The organism is Massilia genomosp. 1 (genome assembly GCF_011682185.1).
Taxonomy (GTDB): Bacteria; Pseudomonadota; Gammaproteobacteria; order Burkholderiales; family Burkholderiaceae_D; genus Telluria_A; species Telluria_A rubra.
Map to the genome: position 1 here is coordinate 1 of NZ_WHJF01000127.1, position 17,229 is coordinate 17,229.

The 17,229-nt window shown below is 65.6% G+C and carries 16 protein-coding genes; 5 read left to right on the top strand and 11 right to left on the bottom strand.

Annotation, left to right across the window (positions count from 1 at the left end; all coding sequences use genetic code 11):
• Nucleotides 1–234: 234 nt before the first annotated feature.
• Nucleotides 235–519 (bottom strand): DUF5694 domain-containing protein, encoded by a 285-nt coding sequence (locus F1735_RS36900; protein WP_229506022.1) that lies wholly within the window; start codon nt 517–519, stop codon nt 235–237.
• 90 nt (nt 520–609) lie between these two features.
• On the opposite strand from F1735_RS36900, the gene F1735_RS37570 reads away from it, so the two are divergent.
• Nucleotides 610–741: a hypothetical protein gene (locus tag F1735_RS37570; RefSeq protein ID WP_267876708.1), complete on the top strand. Its 132-nt coding sequence runs from the start codon at nt 610–612 to the stop codon at nt 739–741.
• 436 nt (nt 742–1,177) lie between these two features.
• On the opposite strand, the gene F1735_RS29305 is transcribed toward F1735_RS37570, so the two are convergent.
• Nucleotides 1,178–1,894 (bottom strand): hypothetical protein, encoded by a 717-nt coding sequence (locus F1735_RS29305; RefSeq protein ID WP_167240202.1) that lies wholly within the window; start codon nt 1,892–1,894, stop codon nt 1,178–1,180.
• Between the two features lie 270 nt (nt 1,895–2,164).
• Between F1735_RS29305 and F1735_RS29310 the strand changes: the two genes are divergently transcribed.
• Complete coding sequence (locus F1735_RS29310; RefSeq protein WP_167240203.1) at nt 2,165–2,491, top strand: hypothetical protein; 327 nt, start codon at nt 2,165–2,167, stop codon at nt 2,489–2,491.
• Between the two features lie 106 nt (nt 2,492–2,597).
• Here F1735_RS29310 and F1735_RS29315 read toward each other — a convergent pair whose 3' ends face one another.
• On the bottom strand, nt 2,598–4,772 hold the full coding sequence (locus F1735_RS29315) for a prolyl oligopeptidase family serine peptidase (RefSeq protein ID WP_229506021.1): 2,175 nt from the start codon (nt 4,770–4,772) through the stop codon (nt 2,598–2,600).
• Between the two features lie 171 nt (nt 4,773–4,943).
• On the opposite strand from F1735_RS29315, the gene F1735_RS29320 reads away from it, so the two are divergent.
• Both F1735_RS29320 and F1735_RS29325 read left to right on the top strand, forming a co-directional pair.
• Nucleotides 4,944–5,384 (top strand): hypothetical protein, encoded by a 441-nt coding sequence (locus F1735_RS29320; RefSeq protein ID WP_167240204.1) that lies wholly within the window; start codon nt 4,944–4,946, stop codon nt 5,382–5,384.
• Nucleotides 5,381–5,827 (top strand): hypothetical protein, encoded by a 447-nt coding sequence (locus tag F1735_RS29325; RefSeq protein WP_167240205.1) that lies wholly within the window; start codon nt 5,381–5,383, stop codon nt 5,825–5,827. Before F1735_RS29320 ends, F1735_RS29325 begins: the two co-directional genes overlap by 4 nt.
• On the opposite strand, the gene F1735_RS29330 is transcribed toward F1735_RS29325, so the two are convergent.
• The 7 genes from F1735_RS29330 to F1735_RS29360 all read right to left on the bottom strand — a co-directional run bounded on the left by F1735_RS29330 (nt 5,800) and on the right by F1735_RS29360 (nt 15,039).
• Entirely contained in the window at nt 5,800–8,220 is a 2,421-nt protein-coding gene (locus tag F1735_RS29330) for a putative bifunctional diguanylate cyclase/phosphodiesterase (protein WP_167240206.1), read from the bottom strand. The genes F1735_RS29325 and F1735_RS29330 overlap by 28 nt on opposite strands.
• A gap of 4 nt (nt 8,221–8,224) precedes the next feature.
• Nucleotides 8,225–8,851, bottom strand: a complete 627-nt coding sequence (locus F1735_RS29335) for a methylamine utilization protein (protein ID WP_167240207.1) — start codon at nt 8,849–8,851, stop codon at nt 8,225–8,227.
• Between the two features lie 195 nt (nt 8,852–9,046).
• Nucleotides 9,047–10,432 (bottom strand): tetratricopeptide repeat protein, encoded by a 1,386-nt coding sequence (locus F1735_RS37950; RefSeq protein ID WP_167240208.1) that lies wholly within the window; start codon nt 10,430–10,432, stop codon nt 9,047–9,049.
• A gap of 232 nt (nt 10,433–10,664) precedes the next feature.
• Nucleotides 10,665–12,674, bottom strand: a complete 2,010-nt coding sequence (locus F1735_RS29345) for a TonB-dependent receptor (protein ID WP_167240209.1) — start codon at nt 12,672–12,674, stop codon at nt 10,665–10,667.
• A 98-nt stretch (nt 12,675–12,772) separates the two neighbouring features.
• A complete protein-coding gene (locus F1735_RS29350) occupies nt 12,773–13,102 on the bottom strand; it encodes a hypothetical protein (protein WP_167240210.1) in 330 nt (109 codons plus the stop codon).
• Between the two features lie 21 nt (nt 13,103–13,123).
• The gene (locus tag F1735_RS29355) at nt 13,124–13,777 is read right to left on the bottom strand and encodes a 3'-5' exonuclease (protein WP_167240211.1); all 654 of its coding nucleotides are present in this window, start codon (nt 13,775–13,777) and stop codon (nt 13,124–13,126) included.
• Between the two features lie 11 nt (nt 13,778–13,788).
• Nucleotides 13,789–15,039 (bottom strand): Hsp70 family protein, encoded by a 1,251-nt coding sequence (locus tag F1735_RS29360; protein ID WP_167240212.1) that lies wholly within the window; start codon nt 15,037–15,039, stop codon nt 13,789–13,791.
• A gap of 194 nt (nt 15,040–15,233) precedes the next feature.
• Here F1735_RS29360 and F1735_RS29365 point away from each other — a divergent pair, with 194 nt between their 5' ends.
• Nucleotides 15,234–16,304 (top strand): LacI family DNA-binding transcriptional regulator, encoded by a 1,071-nt coding sequence (locus F1735_RS29365; RefSeq protein WP_167240213.1) that lies wholly within the window; start codon nt 15,234–15,236, stop codon nt 16,302–16,304.
• Nucleotides 16,305–16,338: 34 nt separating this feature from the next.
• Here the strand turns inward: F1735_RS29365 and F1735_RS29370 are convergent, their stop codons facing one another.
• Nucleotides 16,339–16,809, bottom strand: a complete 471-nt coding sequence (locus tag F1735_RS29370) for a hypothetical protein (protein ID WP_167240214.1) — start codon at nt 16,807–16,809, stop codon at nt 16,339–16,341.
• Nucleotides 16,810–17,229: the final 420 nt, after the last annotated feature.

Genomic DNA, 17,229 nt, shown 5'->3' on the forward strand with positions numbered 1-17,229 from the left:
AGCTTGCCGAACCCTACTGCGCGTGGGTAGGGCGAACTTTGCCCGGCGCACTACTCAAGCTCAGCCAGACAGACGTCAAGGGAAAGGCCAGTCCGCAATTCCGGTTTATGCAACATCCAGGCTAGACGGTTGCCGATGCTGTGCGCGATTCGCCGCCTTCGGGCACCGGATTGGCTTGATGGCGCTGTGCGGCAATGTGCCCGATCAGGCGGCTCCGGGCGCCAATTCTGCCCACTAACGCAGTAGCCGGTCGGTCGCGACGATGCGCACGTCGTGCATCTGGTCGAGGTAGGCCTCCAGATAGGCCTTGTGCGCCGCGCCGACGACCACCAGCACGCGCACGCCGGGCCGCGCGCTCATCACGTCGCCGATATTGGACGCCATGCGCAGCTTGCGCGTCTCCCAATAGGCAACATAGCCACGCCCGAAACGCTGCGGCGAGGGTTCTTCGAGCGCCGCGCCGAAGTCGCTGCGAAAGGTCTCCTCGGCTGCGCCGGGAGCGTTGTACGCGCGGTACATGGCCAGCACGCCGGCCGCCGTATCGAGCCGGCTTTCGAGCGCCTTGGCCCGCTCGATGCGCGCCGCCGGACAAACGCAGCCATTGCACCAATGCCGACCCTCGTTCGCCGCCAGGCGGCCAGCAGGCGTCCGGCCGGCGCAGTCGCCTGCGGCACGTCCAGGCCGGTGGCCGCCGTGGCCGCCGCCGGATCCCAACAATACGACTTGATCGAATCGGCGTAACGCTGCAGATAGCTGCGCATGAACGCGCACTGCGCTCCGGACAGCGCCTCAATGGCGACCGCCTGCGGCTGCCACTGCGCCAGACGGTCGGTCAGCAGACTGAGCGTGGCCGGATCGAACGAGGCCGGCAACTGGCGCAGGTGCGGCGTACCAAGCACCATCAGCTCGTTGGGCTGGCCGCGTTGCAGCTTGTGGGCGGACGGCGCGAACGGCGGCGTCGCTTCGGCGGTGGATGCCTGGACGTGGCAGACAACGGCAACAGCGATGATGGCAAGCAAGCGGTGCATAAGCTTCCTCAGCGCGATGGGATCGCCCTGCCCGGCCGGGTCAGGTTCGGGCAGCGTATTGCTGAAGCGATGCCGGCGGAACCGGCTTGCGACACAGCGCAGGATCGCTTGCATGAAATGCACGTGGCCGGGATGGGCCGACACCGCGTTCAGCGCATCCTGGCGATCATCCGCGCCAGCACCAATGCGGCCAGAGTGGCAAACACGTGCTTGAGCGTGTGTCCGCTGATGGCGTGGATGGCGCCGAGAATGGCGCCGTCGGCCAGTTCGCACAGCTTGGCCAGCACATACAGGCCGATCGCGATGCCGAAGGCGCGCCGCTGCGCCAGCGGCGCGCCGGTCTGCCATTGCAACACCGGGATCAGCACCAGCGGCGCCAGTTGCAGCAGCAGGTAGGGGCCGAGGTTGCCGGTGGCGGACCACCAGAAGACACTGGCCACGCCGAGTGCGCACAGCGCGGCCAGGGTCGGCAGCGGCGCGAAACGCGCGGGGAAGGCATCGTGCAGGCTTGCCGCCAGCAGCGACACGCAGGCCAGCGCGATCGGCAGCCGGTCCCAGATCAGGCGCGTGTCGTCCGGCGCCAGGTGGTACCAGGACGAGCCGAAGGCGGTCATCAGGATCGCGACGAAAAACATCTGGTAGGCCGGGCGCGATGGCCGCACGTGCAGCAAGCCGTAAAGCCCGATGAGCAGGAAGCCGAAGTTCGACAGCACATCGGCCGCGTTGACAAGGCCGGACAGGGCGCGGCCGTCGGCAAAGACGTGGTAACCGTCGGGTTGCAGGATGGGGCCAGCCAGCAGCATGGCGCCGGTCAGGATGGCGGCCAGGTACAGGGCAATGTTGGGGCGGGCGGCGGCGAGCTGCATGACGGTCCTTGACAGTGAAAAGGATCTCACTGTGACCTGTGCGGCGCGAATGGTGCGAAAGTTGGCCAAAAGTACCGCCGGACGGGATGCCGGGTAGCGCCTGTCGATACTCTTCACGACGACCGGCCCTGCCCGGGTCTTCCGTTGACAGGCATTGAGCCGGCATAAAGGCAGCGCTCGGCGGGCTTGCGTCCTGTTCAAGCCGCTCTTTTTCGATCCCGAATACTGGAGGTCTGCCCCCCCCCCGGGGCCAACGCAAGGAGAACCATCATGAACGTCACGCTCTACATCACCCCTGCCGAGAACCAGCCGGGGAACTATCTGGTGGTTGTCAATGGCGACGGTTTCTATAACTCGGTCAACAAGAAGGTCGGCGCGCGGATTCGCGGCGACGACGAGTGGTTCGACGACACGCTGTTCAGCATTGGCGGCACCGGCATCGAACGGGTGGGCGTGGACGGGAGTTTTTCGCTGTCGAACACCGTGTCGGCCGGCCAACTGAACGAAGACTGGGGGCAGGATGAGGTGTATGCCCTGGTCAGCGTGGAGGGGCTGTCCGGTTCGTTCAGGAGCAACACGATCAAGCGCGACTTCTGAACGCAAAAAAGCGCGCCTGCCGACGGTGGCGGCAGGCGCGCTGTTTACAGCGTGACGATCGATGCATCCCCTCGTCCTATACGGCACAGAAAAGGGGAAGGCACGACTACTGCGCCGCCACCTTGGCCGGCACGTTCATGCGCAGGGCGCGGCTCAGGAAGCCCCAGCGATCGGCCACTTCCTCGATCTGCTTGGTGGTCGGCTTACCGGCGCCATGGCCCGCCTTGACGTCGATGCGGATCAGGATCGGCGCAGCACCCGCCTGCGCCGCCTGGGCGGCTGCCGCGAACTTGAAGCTGTGCGCCGGCACCACGCGGTCGTCGTGGTCGGCCGTGGTGATCATGGTCGCCGGATAGCACGCACCCGCCTTCAGGTTATGCAGCGGCGAGTACTTCACCAGCGCCTTGAATTCATCGGCGTTTTCGGACGAGCCGTAATCCGAGATCCACGCCCAGCCGATGGTAAATTTATGGAAGCGCAGCATGTCGAGCACGCCGACCTGCGGAATGGCCGCGCCGAACAGCTCCGGACGCTGCGTCATGGCCGCGCCGACCAGCAGGCCGCCATTGCTGCCGCCGCCGATGGCCAGCTTGGCCGGCGAGGTCACCTTGTTCGCCACCAGCCACTCGGCGGCACCGATAAAGTCGTCGAACACGTTCTGCTTGTGCAGCTTGGTGCCCGCTTCGTGCCATGCTTCGCCATACTCGCCGCCGCCGCGCAGGTTGGCCACCACGTACACGCCGCCCATTTCCATCCATGCCAGGTTGGCCGGCGAAAAGCCCGGGGTCAGCGACACGTTAAAGCCACCGTAGCCATACAGGTAGGTGGGATTGCTGCCGTCGAGCTTGAGGCCCTTTTTCGAGACGATGAACATCGGCACCTTGGTGCCATCGCGGCTGGTGTAGAACTGCTGGCGCGTCTCATACGCGTTCGGGTCGAAGTCCACGGTCGGCTTGCGGAACACCGTGCTCGCGCCGGTTTTCATGTCCAGTCGATACACCGTGGTCGGGTTGGTAAAGCCGGTGAACGAGTAGAAGGTCTCGCTGTCGCCCGGCTTGCCGTTAAAGCCCGCCGCCGAGCCGATGCCCGGCAACGCGATCTCGCGCACCAGCTTGCCCTTGCGGTCCACGATCTTGACCATGCTGCGCGCATCGGCCAGGTACTGGACGATGAACTGCTTGTTGACCATCGAGGCGCCGACCAGGGTTTGCGCCGTCTCGGGCACGATTTCTTTCCAGTTCTTCTCGGCGGGCTTGCGGGTGTCGATGGCGATCAGGCGCGAACGCGTGGCCTTCTTGTCGGTGCTGAAGTAGAACACCGGACCGTCGTTGTCGATGAAGTTGTACGAGGCCTCGAACTGGTCGATCAGCGGCACCACTTTGGAACCTTGTTTGCTCAGATCCTTGTAGAAGATGCGGTACTTCGGCGCGGTGCCCTTGGTGGCGGTGATGATCAGGTATTTGCCATCGTTGCTCACTTCGCCGCCGAAGCCCCATTCCTTTTCGTCCGGACGGTCGTAGACCAGCGTGTCGTCGCTCTGCGGCGTGCCGACCTTGTGGAAGTACAGCTTCTGGAAGTAGTTGATGCCGGCCAGCTTGGCCGCTTCTTCCGGCGCGTCGTAGCGGCTGTAAAAGAAGCCCTTGCCGTCACGGGTCCAGGAGGCGCCCGAGAACTTGACCCATTTCAGGTGGTCGTCCAGGTCCTTGCCGGTGTCGATGTCGCGCACTTTCCACTCGTTCCAGTCCGAGCCCGATGCGGCGGTGCCGTAGGCGAGGTATTTGCCGTCCGGGCTGACGGCGGTGCCGGCCAGCGCCACGGTGCCGTCGGCGGCCAGGGTGTTCGGGTCGAGCAGCAGGCGCGGCTCGTCGCCCAGCGACTTCATGGTGTAGAGCACCGACTGGTTTTGCAGGCCGTCGTTGCGGCTGTAGAAATAGCGCCCGCTTTCCTTGTACGGCACGCTGTAACGCTCGTAGTTCCAGAGCTTGGTCAGGCGTTCCTTGATGGCGCTGCGCTCGCCGATCTGGCCCAGGTAGGACTGGGTGACCTTGTTCTGGGCGTCGACCCATTCCTTGGTCTCGGCGCTGTTGGCGTCTTCGAGCCAGCGGTAAGGGTCGGCGATACTGGTGCCGTGATACACATCCTGCTGCTCGACTTTTTTCGTGACCGGATAGGTCGTCGGCGTGCCGCCGGGCGCACAGGACTGGGTCTGGACCTGGGCCAGGGCTGGCCCGCCGAATGCGGCGAGCAGGCTGGCGACGAGGACTGCATGTCTCATTTGCATGGTTCTGTCTCTTGGTGATATGGGCAACTTTGCCGGGGAAGATCATAGCGCGAAATGCGGGCGCTGGCGATGGCAGGCGGGCAGAAAACCGGGGGCCGTGTTTTTGAACAGGCCCGGCCCATCGGTTAGAATAAAGCCTCCGCGTGCCGCAACCATACACCCCAACCCGCCATGACCAACTCAAGCCTGCGCGCGCTCTGGCGTTTCTTCCTCGCCAGCTATGTCCTGCACTGCGCGCTCGCCTTCGTCGCCTGCCTGCTGACCTGGTGGACGGTGGCGTATTTCGACACCGCGCACCACGCAGCCGACGTGAGGTCCGAGCCGATCTGGTGGCTCGCGATGCGCGCCGTCGAAGAGCAACTGGCCGAGCCCTTTTACTACATCTTTCTCGTTCCGGTTTTTACAGTCGCGTTGTTCTGGTGGAGCCGCGTCTCCAGGCTGGCATATCTGGCATTGACGATGCTGGTGCTCCTCGTCCTTGTGTTTGGCGGCGCCGACGACCACAACGTCAGTATCGCCGTGTTGGGTCACAATATGGTGGTGGGCTTCATCGCCGCCATTCATTTTGTCATTGCTGGCACCTTGCGCTTGTGGCGGCGCCGCGAACCATGAAAACCATGCACCTTGGCGGCACCGCCCTGCACTGCGTACTGGCTTTTGCCGGCTGCCTGCTGACCTGGTGGACGGTGACCTATATCGCGGTCGCCTCGCACTGGGCCGGCGCGCCGCACGAGGCCTTGTGGCGGCTCACCCTGCGCAGCCTTGACGGGCAGCTGTCGAACCGTTTCATTGCCGTTTTCTTCGTTCCCGTGTTTGCGGTGGCGGCGTTCTGGTGGCGCCGTGTGGTGCGCCTGTTTTACCTGGCGGCGGCCTGGCTGCTGCTGGCCCTTGCACTACTCGACGACGGCAAGTACGCCCATCCGGGTAGCGGCATCTTTCTGTGGAACCTGGCGCTGGCTTTCATCGCCGTCATTCATTTTTTCTTCCATGGCGCGCTGCACCTGTGGGAGCGGCGCAGCAGTCGGGCTCAGGTCGAGCCGACCGACTCGGTGTAAGGCAGCGCCGATTTGGCCGGCGGGGTCCAGCCGGCGATCCAGCCAACCAGCTTGTCGGCGGCGATCGGCCGGCTCATGAAATAGCCCTGGCCCTGGTCGCACCCCAGCGCGGCCAGCAAGCGCCACACCGCTTCGCTCTCGATCCCCTCGGCCACCACGCGCAATCCCATGTTGTGACCGAGGTCGATCGTCGAACGCACGATCTTGGTGTCGCCGATATCGTTTTCCATGTTCAGCACAAACGACTTGTCGATCTTGAGTTCATCGACCGGCAGCCGCTTGAGGTAGGCCAGCGACGAGTAGCCGGTGCCGAAATCGTCGATCGACAAATCCACGCCCATGGTGTGCAGGCGTTCCAGCGTCTGCTGGGCGCGCACCGGGTCGTCCATGATCGCGCTTTCGGTGATCTCGAGGCAGAACGAGCCGGCCGAGAGCTGGTGGCGCGTGAGGATCTCCTTGAACTTGGCCGGCAGGTCCTGGTCGAGCAAGTCGCGGGTGGACAGGTTGACCGAGATTTTCAGGTAAATCCCCTGCCGTTGCAGCTCGCTGCACAGCGCCCCCGACTGGTCCAGCACCCAGCGCGTGAGCACGCGGATAAAGCCGGTCTGCTCGGCGAAGGGGATGAATTCGTCCGGGAACACGTTGCCGCGCTCGGGATGGACCCAGCGCACCAGCGACTCGACGCCCACCACTTCGCCGGTGTCGAGCCGGATCTTGGGCTGCACGTGCAGACGGAATTCGTTGCGCTCGATGGCGTTGCGCAGTTCCGTGAGCAGGCCCAGGCTCTTGGCGCTCGACTTGTCCATCGCCGCGTCGTAGGCCACGGCGCCGTCGTTGCGCTGCTTGGCTGCGTACATCGCCACTTCCGCCATCGACAGCAGCGACTCGGGATCGGCGCCATTGATCGGAAAGGCCGCCATGCCCAGGCCGGCGCCGATGTCGACGGTCTGGTCGTCGAGCGAGAGCGGCGCTTCGAGCGCGCGCAGGATGCCCGCCGCCACCTTGTGCGCATGGTCGATCGAGGAGGCCGGCAGCAGCACCACGAATTCGTCGCCTCCCAGGCGCGCCAGCTGCGCCTGGGGATGCGATTCGACGAGCAGCGCGCGCAGGCGCCCGGCCACTTTTTGCAGCAGGGCGTCGCCGAACGCATGACCCATGACGTCGTTGACATGCTTGAAGCGGTCCAGGTCCATCATCAGCACGAATACCACGTGCTCGCGCTGGCGCGCCTGCTCCAGGGCCTCGCCCAGCAGGCGCACGAACTGGGCGCGGTTGGGCAGGTCGGTGAGCGCATCCCAGTACGCGAGGCGGCCGATTTCCTGTTCGCGCTTGGCGATCGACTCGCGCATGCCGGCAAAGGCCTTGGCCAGCGCCCCGATCTCGTCGGTGCGCTCGACATCGATGCGGCCGTCGTAATCGCCGCGCTCCATGCGGCGCGCGGTGCCGGCCAGATGGCGCAGCGGCTGCGCGATGCGCATCGCGGTGAACACCGCCGCGCCGCATGCGACCAGGGTGGCGACCACGGTGAGGATCATCAGGGTGCGCTGCAGGCGCGTATATTCGGCGGTGGCGTCGTCGATCGAACGCGCCAGCAGCACGTCGGCGTGGCGCCCGCCATCGAGGCCGAGCGGCAGCAGGCGCGCGCTGTAGCGGATGCCGCCGACATCGAGGTCGAACGGGCGCGCCTGATTGTCGGGCAGCGCCTGCAGCGCCTGCAGCGCGCGTGTGACGCCTGCCATGGCCGCCGGCGCCAGGGTCGACTCGAACGGCGCGAACGGCCCGTCCTGCTGGCGCGTGAAGATCGCCACGTCGAGCTGCGACAGTTCGCGCATGTCGAGCACCAGCTGGCGCTCGAGCGCAAAGCCCATCATCACCCAGGCGATCGTGATCGGCGCCTTGACCGGCATGACCACCACCTGCACCGGACGCTGGTCGACGATGGCCACCGCGCTGGCGCCATCGTGCTGCTCGGCGCGGTCGAGCAGGCTCAGTACCAGCTTTTCGAGCGCGCCGTTCTTGACGATCCCGGTTTCGACCGTGACCCGGCGTTCGCCGTCGATCAGCATGGTCATGTCGGCGCGCGCGCGGCGCCCGCTGTTGGCCAGCGCCGAGGCGATGGTGGCGCGGTCGTCCTCGTCGCCATTGCCGATGGCTTGCACAAAGGCGGTGTCGCGCGCCAGCACCTGGGCCGAAAAGCGCTGCCTCTGGGCGTTCTGCTCCATCAACTTGCGGAAGATTTTTTCGCCGTTGATCAGCTCGGTGGCGATGCTCGATCGCGCATTGGCATTGATGCCATGCTCGATTACCAGCAAGCCGATCGCCTGCACCGCCACGATCAGCACCAGGAACAGGCCGACGATGCGCCCTTCAAGACTGTTGAAACGCAACTTCATGCGGTCAAGGCGCACCGGCGTCGGCGGCCGGCGCTTTCATGACCAGTTTGACGCTGGCCGCGGTGGCACCCTCGCCCTTGACCGCCACGCTCTGCTCGGCGGCAGCGCCGGCCATGTTGAAATGCCAGCTCGACAACATGTATTTACCGGCCGCCGGCAGCTCGATGCGGGCCACGCCGGCGGCGTCGGTCTTGGCGAAGAACGGGGTATCGACCACCTTGATGTAGGCCACCATGCCATCGTGGATATTGCAGCCCAGTACCACGGTGCCGGCCTTGTCGAACACCTGTGGCGCGGCCGCCACGCCGGAATACAGTTTCTGGTCGAATTTCTTGGCTGGCGAGAAGGAATAGATGTGGTGCTTGACCTTGTCGAAGTTCGGGAACGACACTTGGCTGCCGGTCTGGATCACGGTCACCAGCGGGATGAACTTGAGGCCGCGCTGTTCGATCTCGGCCGGCTTGAGCGGTTGCGGCAAGCCGGCGTTGCCGTCCGGCGCGGCCGTGACGACCACATCGGCCAGCGGCTTGCCGCCGCTGTCATGGACCTGCACCGCAATGGCGGCGGCGCCGGCGGCGGCGCTGGCCAGCGACAGGGCGGCCAGGGTGATCGAACGGAAAAAGGTGTTCATGGGCGCGATTCCAGGGTGGACGATAAGCCCGCCAGGTGGGCGAGGCAGGTACGGCCTGTTGGCTGACCTATTGTAGCGTCTTGAAGAAAGTTCCGAACAGAACTTTCAACCGAGTTAGTGCGCATGAGAACAAATGCATACGGCGCAGCGGCGCGACGTCAATACAATGAACGAACGCGGCGCCGCTGCGGCGCGCTAGTGCCCGGCGCCGGGCGCCTTGGCGGACCCGGCACGGGCCAGGCGCCACTGTTGCGACTGGTCAACCGCCGCGCCGATCTCGGCCGGGGTGAGGCGGCGCGCCACGATGCTCTTGTTGGCATTGGCCGTCTCGTCGCCGGCGTCGGCCGCCAGCAGCATCCACATGTAGGAGCGCACGACGTCGCGTTCGACCCCGCGCCCGCTGTTGTACATGCCGCCCAGGTTGTACTGGGCCAGCGCATGGCCCTGCTCGGCCGCCTGGCGGTACCAGTACACGGCCATGGCGTCGTCCTGCGGCACGCCCTGGCCGTTGGCGTACATGACGCCGAGGTTGTTCTGGGCGCTGGCGTCGCCCTGCCCGGCGGCGCTGCGGTACCATTGCACGGCCTGGACGTCGTCGCGCGGCACGCCCTGGCCGCTGGCGTAGATCACCCCCAGGTTGAACTGGGCGACGGCCGCGCCCTGCTCGGCCGCGCGGCGGTACCATTCGAGCGCGCGCAGCTCGTCGCGCGGGGTGCCGCGCCCGTTCGCGTACATGCTGCCCAGGTTGTACTGGGCCAGCACGTGGCGCTGCTCGGCGGCGCGCGCGTACCATTGCAGCGCGCGCGGCTCGTCGCGCTCGACGCCCTGGCCGTTGGCCAGCATCACGCCCAGGCTGAACTGGGCATCCTTGTCGCCCTGCTCGGCGGCGCGCTGCAGCCAGGCGACGGCGCGCAGGGGATCGGCGCGCACGCCGAGCCCGTCGGCGTAGGCCACGCCCAGCTGGCGCTGGGCCATGGCGTTGCCCTGCGCGGCGGCCTGGCGGAACCAGCACAGCGCCTGTTCATCGTCGCTCTCGACGCCCTGGCCGTATTTGTACATCAATCCCAGGTTCAGCTGGGCCGAGGCGTCGCTCTGCATCGCCGCCTTGCGGAACCAGGCCATGGCCAGCGGATAATTGACCGGCGCCCCCTGCCCCGACAGATAGCACTCGGCCAGCAGGGTCTGGGCGCTGCCCACGCCCTGTTCGGCGGCGCGGTAGAACCAGGTCATGGCCTGCTCGTGGCATTGCCCCACCCCGCGCCCCTTGCGGAACATCAGCCCCAGGTTTTGCTGGGCCGAGGCGTCGCCCTGCTCGGCGGCCTGGCGGAACCAGGCGGCGGCCTCGGTATCGTTTTTTGGAACCCCGCGCCCGTGGTAATACATCGAGCCGAGGTGGTTCTGGGCGAACGCCAGTCCCTGCTGGGCAGCCTTGCGCAGCCAGCCGACCGCGCGCCCGTATTCGCCATCTTTCTTGTACATCAGCCCCAGGTTGAACTGGGCGTATGCATCGCCGCGCTCGGCTGCCTGGCGGAACCACATGTAGGTTTGATAGTTCTCGCGAATAGTATTCTGGCGGTCCATGCTTCATCCTTCGGCGCCAAGGCCGTTGAAACTACAGAAATATTGGGCTGCAACAGGCAACAAGCGACCTGAGAAGTATTGCTAAAATTTTAATAGAACAAGAGTGCCGGAGTTTGACTGGGCACAAGCGTCATAGCAGGTTGTCACGTTAAGGGGGCATGAAAAAACCCCGCTGAGATCGCTCTCGGCGGGGTTTGGTTTCAGCCTGAAACAAATTTGTGCTTGCGCTTGCTTAAAACTTGGTGCGAACGCCGAACAGGAAATTTCGGCCGGGCAGTGGCGAAACCTCTTTCAGTACCGAGGTCGAGAGCCGGATATCCTCGTTCAAAAGATTGCGCGCGATCATGAACCAGGTCAGGTCAAGCGTACCCATGTGCTGGGTCCACGACACGTTGGCGCTCAGCTGGGTGTAAGCCGGGGTCGCATGCTGCTCGAAACTGGCGAGCCGGTCCTGGCTTTGGGCGCGCACCACCGACATGCCGGCGCGCAAGGGGCCGCTGCGGTAGCCGGCGTCGGCGCCAATGCGGGCGGCCGGCTGCAAGGGCAGGCTGCCGCCGTGATCGAGCTTGCCGCGCGAGGTGTCGGCAAAGCCGCGCAGGGACAGGCCCTCGCCGTGCTGGTTGTAGCTCACTTCCGCTTCGGCGCCGCGGATGCTGGCGTCGGCTTGCTGGTAGACACGTTGCAGCAATTCCTGTCCCGGATTGCCTTCTTCGTCGACCAGGGCGCCGCTGATATTGCCGTAAATGAAGTCCTTGACCTTGTTCTGGAACACATTGGCCTTCCAGCGCACCAGGCCCGTGACTTTTTGCAGCGACAGCTCGATATTGCGCGAGGTTTCCTTCTTGAAGTCGGCGTTGCCGATATCGAAGGTCTGGGTGGCGTCGTGCGGGCCGCCCGAGTACAGTTCTTCGGTGGCCGGCGCGCGCTGCGCCACCGACACGGTCGCGCCCATGCTGTAGCCCTGGGTGAACGGCCACTGGGTGCCGACCGAGTAGGAACCGAGGTCGAACTTGCGCTCGACGTTGCCGAGCGGGGTGCGCTTGACCGATTCCAGGCGCGCGCCGGCATTCACGCGCACCGGGCCGACATCGCGTTCCTCGACCAGGAACAGCGCGCTCGACATCGAGTGCGTGACCGGCACCGTGTCCGGCCCGCCTTCGCCGCTGAGGGCGCTGAAGTGGGCGTTTTCGGTCTGCACGCCGAACGTGCCGTGCCAGCCGGCCAGCGGCGCATGGGTCAGCTCGGCGCGGGTTTCGAGGGCGCGGTTGGTAAACAACACTTCCGGCTTGTTCTCGTCGTCGAGCTCGGCATGCTCGTAATCGGTGTAGCCCAACTTGAGCTTGATGGTTTCGACCCCGCCAAACGGCTTGTTGAACAAGGTATCGGCATCGTAGCGGGTCTGCGACTGGTCGATCTTCGAGCCTTCCAGGGTGGGAATGCCGTAGCGGTTGTTCAAGGTCGAGACCGACACGCCGGCGTGGCCCCAGTCGCCGATCAGCGAGGCGCCGGCGCCCAGCGTATCCTGGCGCGTGAACGATTGCGGCAGGCGGCCGGAGGCGGACGAGGGATCGTTCAGGACGCGGTTGCCGGGAATCTTGTAGTCGTCGGAGCGGCGGATATTGCCATCGATGTGCAAGCCGATGTTGCCGACCGCGCCATCGAGCGAGCCGGAGGCGCCGCGGCCCTTGTCGACCGTGCCGTAGCGGGTTTCCAGCTGGCCGGCCGGCTTGGCTTCGAGCGCGGTCGGGATGCGTTCGTTGACCACGTTGACCAGGCCGCCGATGGCGCCCGAGCCGTACAGCAAGGCGGCCGGGCCGCGCAGGATTTCGATCTGGCGCGCCACGGCGCCGTCGGCCGAGACCGCGTGATCGTTCGACAGGCCGGACACGTCGGCCACGGCCATGCCGTTTTCCAGCATTTTCACGCGCGAGCCTTCCAGCCCGCGGATGATCGGGCGCGAGGCGCCGGCGCCGAAACCGGAGGCCGATACGCCGAGTTCCTGCGACAGCGTTTCGCCCAGCGAGCCGCCGAGTTTGTCGCGCAATTCATCGCCCGACAAGATCTTGGTGGGCGTCAGGATCTGGTCGCCTTCGGACTTGCCGAACGGATTGGCGGTGACGATCACCCTGGGCACGACGGGATCGGCGGCGGCGGCCACGGCGACGACCTGCGCGTTGGCGTAGTTCAGGGTGGACAGGGCGGACAGGATCGCGCTGGCAAGCAGCGTACGTTGGATATTCATGTGAAAACCTCAAGCAAACAAACAGTGACAGACAGGCGCGCGCCGGCCGCGAAAGGACAGGCGAAGCGCACAATACATACAGGGGGTGGAGCTGGCTGTCAGGCTTGGGGTGGAGCGCGTGGTTCGAACGCGCGCAGGGAGCGCGCGCGGGCGCCCTGGGGCGCGATGGCCGCCGCCAGCGTGGCGCCGGGATCGGTAAAGGCAAAGCCGTGCGCATGGCTGGCCAGCGGGCCGGCCAGCTGGGCGAAGGCCAGGCACTGGTCGCAGCTCTGGTCCTGGGCCACCGCGCGCGACAGCGCACTGCCGTCCTGGTGCGAGGTTAACTGTTGCGCGCTGCTCCAGTGCGACATCACGTGCGAGGTCGCCATCTGCTGCGACATCAGCAGCAGAAGCGACAACACAATACGAATGAAGGACTGGCGGGTCATGGTGCCAATATTGTAAAGCGATCAGGCGGTTTGTGGCGGATTTTCTGCCAAGCGTGCCGCGTCCGCCATCTGGCGCAGCCAGGCCGGCACCTTGGCCGCGCTCAACTTGTTCATCGACACCAGCAACTGCGGCGCGACCGCGCCGAAGCCGTAGGTCTGGCCCAGATGCCGGGCGATGTGGATCAAGAGGTCGGCCGCCACTTCGGCGTCGGCCTCGGCCCGGTGGGCGGCGCTGCGGAAACGAATCCCGAGCTGGCCCGAGAGCAAGCCGAGTTTGTAGCTCGACAAGCCCGGAAACACGCGGCGCGACAGCTTGAGCGAACACACCAGCCCCTGATGACCGGGAACCATGCCCAGCCGCCCGGCCTCGGCGTGCAGGAATTTTTCGTCGAAGCTGGCGTTATGGGCCGACAAGGCATCGCTGCCGATGAACTCCAACAATTGCGGCAACACCCGTTCGACCGGCGGCGCGCTGTCGACCATCGCCTGGGAAATGCCGGTCAGGTCCGAAATGAAGGCTGGAATGTACGCACCGCAATTGACCAGGGACACAAAGCGTTCGCTCACGCGGCCGTTGACGATGCGCAGGGCCGCCACTTCGGTGATCCGGTCGCCACAGGCCGGCGACAAGCCCGTGGTCTCGAAATCGAGCACGACGATCGGTTTTTCGAACACGGCGCCTCCCCTTAACCGAACTTGCGCACGGCGTCGAGCGCGAGCCCGGCGCCGATGCTGCCGAACAGGTCGCCTTCGACCTTGCGCGCCTTCGGCACCAGCGCGCCGATGCGTTCGCGCAGCATGCGCACGCCGCTCGATCCGCCGGTGAAGAACACGGTGTCGACCGCGTCCGGCGCCACGCCGGCATCCCTCAGCAACTTCAGCACCGTCTGGTCGATATTGCCGACCAGGTGGCCGATGGCGTCGTCGAACTCGCTGCGTTGCAGCAGCAAGTCGAGCGGCGGCGACAGGCGGTCGAGCGCGAGCGTGTAGCTGGCCGCCTCCGACAGCGCGATCTTGCCTTCTTCGACCTGCATCGCCAGCCAGTGGCCGGAGCGCTCTTCGATCAGGCGTTGCAGGCGGCCCAGCTTGTCCGGCTCGCGGGCGTCGCGCGCCACGTCGGCCAGTTGCGCCGCCGCCTTTTTGGTGTAGGCCAGGTTGATGGTGTGCCAGGTCGCCAGGTTGAAGAAATAGCTCGATGGAATCGCGCTATTGTTGTTCAACAGGGTCTGGTAACCGAGCAGCGGCATCACCGAGGCCAGGCTCAGGTATTTATCGAAGTCGGTGCCGCCGATATGCACGCCGCCGGTGGCCAGGATGTCGTCGCGCCGCTCGGCCTTCAAGGCCCGTTCGGGCGACAGGCGCACCAGCGAAAAGTCCGAGGTGCCGCCGCCGATGTCGGCGATCAGGACCAGTTCCTCGCGCCGGATCTGCGACTCGTAGTCGAAGGCGGCCGCGATCGGCTCGTACTGGAACGCCACGTGCTCGAAGCCGACCGAACGCGCCACCTCGGCCAGGGTATCCTCGGCCAGGCGGTCGGCAGCGGCGCTGTCGTCGATGAAGAACACCGGGCGGCCGAACACGGCCGAGGTGAAGGTGCGCCCCGCTTCGCGCTCGGCGCGCCGCTTGACCTCGCCGATGAAGTGCGACATCAGCATGCGGAACGGCAATGCGCGTCCGCCGACCTCGGTCTGGCCATCGATCAGGCTGGTCCCGAGCAAGCTTTTGAGCGAGCGCATCAGGCGCCCTTCATAGCCCGCAAGATAGCCTGCCAGGGCCGCGCGGCCATAGCTGACCTCCTCGTCCTCGGCGTTGAAAAACACCACCGAGGGCAAGGTTGCCTTGCCATCCTCGAGGGCGAGCAGGGACGACTGACCGGGGCGGACCCAGCCTACTGTTGAGTTTGACGTTCCGAAATCGACGCCGCAAGCATTCGCCATGGTACCCTTTAGATTAAGGGGCGGTATTATACCAGAGCGCGCCTGAAACGGGCATTCCTGTGCTTTGTCTCCGTGGCGCAACTGAAATCGGCCTGGATCGCCGCGCGCAATTACTCAACAGTAAAAGTATTTCCACATGGCAAGTCAGTGGGCTACACTGGGCAATCCGGTAAGGATTGTTATCCAGAAGAACAATGACCCACACGCCACCGCCCAATCCCAGCATCGCCGACGTCAAGCAGCTGATCCACAGCGAAGCGCGCCGCGTCACGTCCTACGATGTGGCCAGCGCGGCCGGGGTGTCGCAGTCGGCCGTGTCGCGCTGCTTCAAGCCGGGCGCCAGCGTGTCGAAGGCGACCTATGCGCGCGTGATGCAGGCCGCCACCGAACTCGACTACACACCGAACGCGGCCGCGCGCAGCCTGATCACGCGCCGATCGAACCTGATCGCGGTGGTGCTGTCGGACATCGTCACCCTGCACTATCCGCAGATCCTGTCCGAGCTGAGCCGGCAATTCGGCCAGCAAGGCATGCGCGTGCTGCTGTTTTCGCTGGCGCGCGAAGGCGATATCGGCGCCACCCTGGCCGACATCTGGCAGCACCAGGTCGACGGCGCGCTGCTGGCCGCCACCCTGAGCGCGCCCCAGGCGGCCGAGTTCGAGCGGCGCCGGATTCCCTTCGTGCTGTTCAACCGCACCCTGCGCGAAGGCGCGGTCAACGCGGTCGTGTGCGACCAGGTGCAAGGGGCGCGCCTGCTGGTGTCGCGCCTGGCCGCCGCCGGCCACAAGCGCTTCGCCATGATCGACGGCCCGCACGATTCGGCCGTCGCGCAAGAGCGCAAGCGCGGCGTGGCCGCGCGCCTGGCCGAACTGGGACTGGCCGCGCCGCTCATCGTCAGCGGCGACTACGACTACGCCAGCGGCGGGCGCGGTCTGCGCGAGATCATCGCCGGCCTGGGCGGCTTGCCGGACGCGGTCATGTGCGGCAACGACCTCATGGCCATCGGCTGCCTCGACACGGCGCGCCACGAGCTGGGCCTGGACGTGCCGGGCCAGCTGTCGGTGACCGGGTTCGACGGCATGGCGCCGGCCGGCTGGCTCAGCTACAAGCTGACCACCCTGCGCCAGCCGGTGCAGAGCATGACGCTGGCGGCCAGCGCCATGCTGACCGGGCTGATCTGTTCAAGCGGCGGCTGCCCGGAGCGGCGCGTGTTTTCCGCCGCCGTGGTGGAAGGCGCCACGGCGCGGCTCGGACCGGGCGCCTGAGCGCGCGCCGCTCGCGACGGTTTTTCGACGGCCCCTACAGCACCTGCTCCAGATAGGGCGCCAGAAACTCCTCGCGCGTCATGGGCGCACGCCGGTTTTTGCCGCTGGCCAGCTCGAACATGTACTGGTTCGCTTCGTCATCACGAAACGCCTGGTCGAAATGGAGCACGAAGAAATCGCCGTTGCGGTCGTAGAAGAAATGATACGCGCAATTTTCGTCAACTTCGCAGTGCCCGAAACTGACATACTCCGCATTCATTGTGGCCATCCCGGCATGCGGGAAATCGTCGCTGTCGCGGTAATCCGCCCAACACCACCTGGCGTCGAGCAGCTCGACCAGCCCGCCGAAGGGCCGCGTGTTAGCGGGCTTGTAAAAGCGCGCAAATCTGGGTGCCATTGCGCGTGGCTTTTCGCCATGCGCGCGGCCGTAGACGCCTGCCGCGGGCTCCCACTGGGGGAAGAGCGTTCCCCAGCGGGCTTGATGCACACATCGCGAAATAGTCAAGCTACCCCGTCCCGGGCACGGCGGGGAATTTAACAAAAACCGCGTGCAAAGCCCAAATTTACGCGCTTTTCAAAGCCCGTTCACACCGCGGATACGGCGAGCGGTCGTGGTACAAAAAAGCCAGCGGGACGAGCGTCGCGCTGGCATTAATCTGCTTGGTGCCCTGTGGCAGGCCCCGCCCTATCTGGACGGTGGCGTGCCGCGCGAACATGAATTAGCCGCCCTGCCCCTTGGCGGGCACGACGCCGGCGGGTCGCCTGGTGCATCATGCCCGCCCAACGGCGAGACGATCCGGGCTCTATGCCGTTTTGAGTGGAACTGGACAGCCGGCACGGTAGATGGTAGATCGCAACGGAGCGGCGGCTGGTTGTAGTGGATTGGCCGGAAGGTTTTTAAACTTGGACATGCGAAGGTAGGCGA

Bases quoted from the DNA above. Each gene is read 5' to 3' on its own strand.
- F1735_RS36900 (WP_229506022.1), bottom strand. From the start codon at position 519: ATGTACCGCGCGTACAACGCTCCCGGCGCAGCCGAGGAGACCTTTCGC.
- F1735_RS37570 (WP_267876708.1), top strand. From the start codon at position 610: ATGCCGACCCTCGTTCGCCGCCAGGCGGCCAGCAGGCGTCCGGCCGGC.
- F1735_RS29305 (WP_167240202.1), bottom strand. From the start codon at position 1,894: ATGCAGCTCGCCGCCGCCCGCCCCAACATTGCCCTGTACCTGGCCGCC.
- F1735_RS29310 (WP_167240203.1), top strand. From the start codon at position 2,165: ATGAACGTCACGCTCTACATCACCCCTGCCGAGAACCAGCCGGGGAAC.
- F1735_RS29315 (WP_229506021.1), bottom strand. From the start codon at position 4,772: ATGCAAATGAGACATGCAGTCCTCGTCGCCAGCCTGCTCGCCGCATTC.
- F1735_RS29320 (WP_167240204.1), top strand. From the start codon at position 4,944: ATGACCAACTCAAGCCTGCGCGCGCTCTGGCGTTTCTTCCTCGCCAGC.
- F1735_RS29325 (WP_167240205.1), top strand. From the start codon at position 5,381: ATGAAAACCATGCACCTTGGCGGCACCGCCCTGCACTGCGTACTGGCT.
- F1735_RS29330 (WP_167240206.1), bottom strand. From the start codon at position 8,220: ATGAAGTTGCGTTTCAACAGTCTTGAAGGGCGCATCGTCGGCCTGTTC.
- F1735_RS29335 (WP_167240207.1), bottom strand. From the start codon at position 8,851: ATGAACACCTTTTTCCGTTCGATCACCCTGGCCGCCCTGTCGCTGGCC.
- F1735_RS37950 (WP_167240208.1), bottom strand. From the start codon at position 10,432: ATGGACCGCCAGAATACTATTCGCGAGAACTATCAAACCTACATGTGG.
- F1735_RS29345 (WP_167240209.1), bottom strand. From the start codon at position 12,674: ATGAATATCCAACGTACGCTGCTTGCCAGCGCGATCCTGTCCGCCCTG.
- F1735_RS29350 (WP_167240210.1), bottom strand. From the start codon at position 13,102: ATGACCCGCCAGTCCTTCATTCGTATTGTGTTGTCGCTTCTGCTGCTG.
- F1735_RS29360 (WP_167240212.1), bottom strand. From the start codon at position 15,039: ATGGCGAATGCTTGCGGCGTCGATTTCGGAACGTCAAACTCAACAGTA.
- F1735_RS29365 (WP_167240213.1), top strand. From the start codon at position 15,234: ATGACCCACACGCCACCGCCCAATCCCAGCATCGCCGACGTCAAGCAG.